We start from the raw sequence: 5764 nt of genomic DNA on the forward strand, positions 1-5764 counted from the left end.
GGAGAGCAGCCCGGAAGTCACCGACGTCGTCAGCGTGCTCAGGGTCGTGCACGATCCCTCGGCGGGAAGCGAACTCGTCCGGTTGCTGAGTGGTGCCCGGTTCCAGGTCGGCCCGCGCGACCTGCAGCACCTCGCGGCCGTCTCGCGCTGGCTCGCCGCCCACGACTGGGCGCAGAAGGCCGTCAGCCGGGAGCTCACGGAGAAGCTCCGTGCGTCCGTCGCCGACGACGAGGGGGCCTCCCTCGTCGACGCCCTCGACTTCGCCGCGGCGGCGCCGCCCGGTCACGGCCAGCTCGCCGGCTTCACCGACACCGGCCGTGAGCGGCTGCGCGCAGCAGGCAAGCTGCTGGCCTGGTTGCGCTCGCGGGCCGGTCTTCCGCTGCTCGACTTCGTGCGCCTAGTCGAACAGGAGCTCCTCCTCGACGTCGAACTCGTCGCGAACGAGAACAACAGCCTCGGCCTCGCGAACCTTTACGCCTTCCACGACACCATCTCCGACTTCCTCGCGAGTGACGAGCTCGGCACCGCCGCGAGCTTCCTGCGCTGGCTCGGCCGGGCCGAACTCGCCGACGACAGGGGACCGCGCGCCGAGGTGGCCGAACAGGGCACCGTGCAACTCCTCACCATCCATGGCGCGAAGGGCCTCGAGTGGGACTACGTCGCGATCCCGAACCTCACAGACAAGAGCCTGCCGGCCCCCGCGCGCGAGGTCACCGGCTGGATCCGCTTCGGCGAGCTGCCGTACCCGTTCCGCGGCGACCACGCCGAACTGCCCCAGCTCGACTGGACCGGCCACGACAGCCAGCTGTCCTACGACCTCGCCTTCCAGGCGTACAAGGCGGACCTCGCCGGCCGCCACGACGACGAGGAACGCCGGCTGATCTACGTCGCCACCACCCGGGCCAGGCACGAACTCCTGCTGACCGGTTCGTTCTGGGGCTCTGGCTCGACCGTGCGCACCCCGAGCCGCTACCTCGTCGAGCTCGCGGAGGCCGGCCTCATCGACCCCCTGCCAGAGGAAAGCGCCAACGCCGAGAAACCGGCCCCGGAGGACGGCCTCACGCCGGCCTGGCCCTTCGACCCGCTCGGCACCCGCCGGGCCGTCGTCGAAGAGGCCGCTTCCGGGGTGCGCGCCGCAGCGAACGATCCGGACGCCCTGGCCCGCGAGACACGCTGGTCCCACGTCGTGACCCTGCTGCTCGAGGAACGCGCCCTCCGCCTGGGCGCAGGCACGGTCGCACCGCTGCCCGCCCGCATCCCCGCCTCGCGGTTCAAGGACTACGTCGACGATCCCGCCGGGGTCGCCGCACAGGTGCGCCGCCCCATGCCCGAGCGGCCGTACCGGGCCACCCGGCTCGGCACCCTCTTCCACTCCTGGGTCGAGCGACGGGCCGGCGGCCTCCTCGGCGGCGACCGGATCGACGCCGGGCTCTTCGAAGCAGACACCGACACGGATGCCGATGCCTTCGAACTCGACCTCGACCAGAACCAGCCGCTCGAGCAGGCCCAGCTCGAACGCCTCCAGGCGACCTTCGAACGGTCGCCCTGGGCCGGCCTCAAACCGGAGGAGGTCGAAATCGAGATCCATTACGTGCTCGCCGGCCAGGTCTTCATCTGCAAGCTCGACGCGGTGTACCGCACAGGGACGGGCTACCAGGTCGTGGACTGGAAGACGGGCCGGGCGCCGAAGAACGCAGCGGACCTCGAACTCAAGCAGACGCAGCTCGCGCTCTACCGCCTCGCGTACGCGACCTGGAAGGGGATCGACCCTGACGAGGTCGACGCGGTGTTCTATTTCGTCGCCGACGACACCGTGGTCGCCCCCGAGCGGCTCTACTCCGAGGCGGACCTCGTGGCGGCGTGGTCCTCGGTCGTGTCCCGCACCTCGGCGCCGGTGCCGGTGTCCGTGCCGTCGCCCACGACGTCGATCGCGCCGGTGGTGTCCGGTTCGTCGGCGAACTCGCCGGTCTCGAAGTCGGACAGCGTGTAGGCATCCGTGTGCATCGCGGCGGCCGGCGCGCGCTTCACCGCGGCGTACGGGGTCGCGGCGAGCAGGCTCTCGACCTCGGACACGTTCAGGATCGGGCCGGTCTTCGGGGACAGCGGGTGCGAGGTCGCGTGGTGCACGTTCTCGACGAGCCCGTCGAGCATCGCGACGGCGTCATCGACGATTCCCTGGTTGCGGGTGTCGGTGCCGTGCAGCAGCCAGCGTGCGAGCTCGAGCTCTGCGTAGAGCATCGCCCGCTGCGTGATGCGCGGGTCGTTGCCCTGGCGCACGCCGCCGTAGGATGCGATCGCCGCTTCGCCGGCGGCTCCCCGGGAGGCGAGCAACCAGTTCAGGTCCCTGGCCGGGTCGCCGACGCTCAGCGCCGCCCAGCCGAGCACGGCCGTCACGGAATCCTCGCCGATCAGGAAGGACTCCGCGGACAGTGAACCGTGGATGACGCAGGGCAGGAACTGCCAGAGCGCGTCGTCGTCGGTCGCGAGCTCCCAGCGGCGGAGCAGGGCCGCAGGCAGGTACCCGGTCGCCTCGGTGCGGCCGATCAGGTCGATCACCTCGGTGCGGCAGTCCTGGGCGCTGCGTTGCGTGAGCCCGGCATCGCTCACCACCGCGGTCGGCAGGCCGTGTATGGCCGCGATGGCCCGGCCGATCGACCCGGAGACCCCGGCGTGTCCGGTGAGGGCGTCCGCGTCGAAGGTGTCGCCGGGCAGGAACTCGTAGACGACGGCGCGCGTCCCGCTGAGCGGGGCCTGCCCGACGAACTGCGGAACGTCGAACGGCAGGCGGCTGCGATTGCCGACGGTCAGGGCGCGGAGCGCGACGAGGTCCGCGGACTGCTCGGTCTCCGCGGCCTGGGAAAGCGGCACCCGGATGATCAGGGAGCGTCCGTCGCGGTCCAGCAGGACAGCGGAATCGTATGCTCCGGGCGCGCCGGAGGAGCGCCCGCTGGAGCCATGGCTGCGGGCCTGGACGACGTCGAGACCGGGCACGGCTGAAGTGGCGAGCGCGGCTAGAGTGAGATGGGATCTGGCCATGCCTACTAGGTTAGGTCGACTTCCCCTCGGTGTGGTCGTTCGCCACGCCTCCACATAACTTCGGCAGTCACGCCAGAGTCCGAAGGGTCTTCATGCCGTTCACGTTCACCTCCCAACTGCCACTGTCGCGCCACGCCGTCGACAGGGACCACCTCACCCGGGCCATACCCGGACTCTTCGACGAGCTCCGGGCGGATGCCTCCACGCGCGTCCTCCCGCTCTGGCGCGGGTCCACCCTCCTGGCGGGAACGCCGGGTGCGGCCCCCGCAGGCACCCACGAGCTCGCCGCAACCGATACCGGAAGCCGCCGGCCCCGGCTGCGCCTGTTCCCGCCCGCCCTCGTCGCGCAGACCCCGATCGAGCTCTACCTCGGCAGGTCCCTCGCCGACGAGGGCGCGGAACCCGCGGGCACCCGCCTGGTCGCCGTTATCCTCGACGACGGCGCGGCCGCGACCCTCGAACCGGACGAGTCCCTCTGGGTGCCGCTCCGCACTGTCGCGAGCGCCCTCTCCGACCGCGACGCCGGCCTCTTCACCGAAGCGCTCGCGCTCGCGAACTGGCACGCCTCGCACGCGCACTGCCCGCGCTGCGGCGCCGCAACCGAGGTCGAGGGCGGCGGCTGGAGCCGCCGGTGCCCCGTGGACGGCAGCCAGGTGTTCCCCCGAACGGACCCCGCCGTGATCGTGCTGATCACCGATGCCGACGAGCGCATCCTGCTCGGGTCGAACGCCCTGTGGGAGAACAACCGCTATTCCCTGCTCGCGGGCTTCGTCGAACCGGGGGAGTCCCTCGAGGCGGCCGTCATCCGCGAGATGTTCGAGGAGTCCGGCCTCCGCGTCACCGACCCGGTCTACCTCGGCTCCCAGCCGTGGCCGTTCCCCGCCTCGATCATGTTCGGCTTCACCGCGCGCCTCGCCGACGGCCAGCAGCCGGACGGTGTCCTGCCTGACGGTGACGAGATCCTCGACCTGCGCTGGTTCAGCCGCTCCGAACTGGCCGCGGCCGGCGACAGCATCATCCTGCCCGGCCGCTCCTCGATCGCACGCGCGATCATCGAGCAGTGGTACGGCGGACCGATCGACTTCGGCCCCGACCTGGTCGCCGGATGGCGCTGACCCCCGAGACGCTTCTGGCCGGCCTCGACGACCAGCAGCGCATCGCCGCGGAGGCCCTCGTCGGGCCGGTGTGCATGCTCGCGGGCGCAGGCACCGGCAAGACCCGCGCGATCACCCACCGGATCGCCTACGGGGTGATGACCGGCGCGTACGCCCCGAACCGGGTGATGGCGCTCACCTTCACCTCGCGGGCCGCCGCGGAACTCCGGGGCCGGCTGCGCCAACTCGGCGCCGGCGGCGTCGCGGCACGCACCTTCCACGCCGCAGCGCTCTCCCAGCTCAACTACTTCTGGCCGCACGTCGTCGGCGGCCAGGCGCCGCGCATCCTCGACGGAAAGGGCCGGTTGCTCGGCCACGCCGCCGAACAGCTCAAACTCCGGCTCGACACCGCGACCCTGCGCGACCTCGCCGCCGAGGTCGAGTGGCGCAAGACCACCGGGCTCAGCATCGAGGACTACGCCGCCGGCATCGCCAGGCGCAGCCTGCCCGGCCGGCTCGACGCCGACCAGGTCGTGGCGATGCACGAACGCTACGAGCGGCTGAAGGATGAGCGCAAGCAGATCGACTTCGAGGATGTCCTGCTCGCGATGGCCGGGATGATCGAGTCCGAACCCTCCGTCGCCCTGCAGGTGCGCGAGCAGTACCGGTTCTTCGTCGTCGACGAGTATCAGGACGTGTCGCCGTTGCAGCACGACCTGCTCGCCCTCTGGGTCGGGCCACGCAGGGACCTGTGCGTGGTCGGCGACGCCAGCCAGACCATCTATTCCTTCGCGGGCGCCCGCAGCGACTACCTTCTCGACTTCCCCAAGCGCTGGGAGGATGCGACGGTCGTGCGCCTCGAACAGAACTACCGGTCGACGGGGGCGATCGTCACGACCGCGAACCAGCTGATGCGCGGCCGCACCGGGGCGCTCACCCTGCGCGCGCACTCGGCGGAGCCGGGGGTCGAACCGAGCGTGCACGAGTACGCGAACGACCTCGCGGAGGCACGCGGGGTCGCCCAGCAGATCCTCGAACTGATCGAATCCGGCATCCGGCCGGAAGACATCGCCGTGCTCTACCGGGTCAACGTGCAGGCCGCGGCGCTCGAGACCGCGCTCGGCGACCTGTCCATCAGCTACCAGATCCGTGGATCGAAGCGGTTCTTCGACCTCACCGAGGTCAAGCAGGCCGTGATGCAGCTGCGAGCGGCATCCGTTTCGATCGTGGGCGAGCCGCTGTTCAAGTCGGCCAGCGACGTGCTGCGCTCGCTCGGCTGGAGCCAGACAGCGCCGGAGGCCGCCGGTGCGGTGCGGGACCGCTGGGAATCGCTCAACGCCATCATGGGGCTCGTCGACCAGGCCGCGCCCGGAACGACGTTCCGCCAGTTCACCGACGAACTGATGGAGCGGCAGGCAGGCCAGCACGAACCGACCGTCTCGGCGGTGACCCTCGCGACGCTGCACTCGGCCAAGGGCCTCGAATGGGACGCCGTCTTCGTGGTGGGGCTGTCAGAGGGGCTCGTCCCGATCAGCTACGCGGGTACCTTCGAGCAGATCGACGAGGAACGCCGGCTGCTCTACGTCGGCATCACCAGGGCACGCCGGCGACTCGCCCTGAGCTGGTCCGCGTCC

At 71.0% G+C, this 5764-nt stretch carries 3 protein-coding genes and 1 pseudogene; 3 read left to right on the forward strand and 1 reads right to left on the reverse strand.

The genetic code is table 11. The features are described 5' to 3' along the window. Positions 1-46: 46 nt before the first annotated feature. A pseudogene (locus tag QN345_RS14835) lies at positions 47-1819 on the forward strand (3'-5' exonuclease); the annotation flags it as partial. Positions 1820-1833: 14 nt separating this feature from the next. Here QN345_RS14835 and QN345_RS14840 read toward each other — a convergent pair. Continuing rightward, positions 1834-3036 (reverse strand): phosphotransferase, encoded by a 1203-nt coding sequence (locus QN345_RS14840; RefSeq protein ID WP_134449557.1) that lies wholly within the window; start codon positions 3034-3036, stop codon positions 1834-1836. 92 nt (positions 3037-3128) lie between these two features. Here QN345_RS14840 and nudC point away from each other — a divergent pair, with 92 nt between their 5' ends. Both nudC and QN345_RS14850 read left to right on the forward strand, forming a co-directional pair. Further along, positions 3129-4151, forward strand: a complete 1023-nt coding sequence (nudC, locus tag QN345_RS14845) for an NAD(+) diphosphatase (RefSeq protein ID WP_134559129.1) — start codon at positions 3129-3131, stop codon at positions 4149-4151. Next, positions 4142-5764, forward strand: a 1623-nt coding sequence (locus tag QN345_RS14850) for an ATP-dependent helicase (protein WP_323508805.1), incomplete at its 3' end; no start/stop codon positions are given. The genes nudC and QN345_RS14850, both read left to right, overlap by 10 nt.

It is taken from the genome of Cryobacterium sp. 10I1 (genome assembly GCF_035019805.1).
GTDB lineage: Bacteria > Actinomycetota > Actinomycetes > Actinomycetales > Microbacteriaceae > Cryobacterium > Cryobacterium glucosi.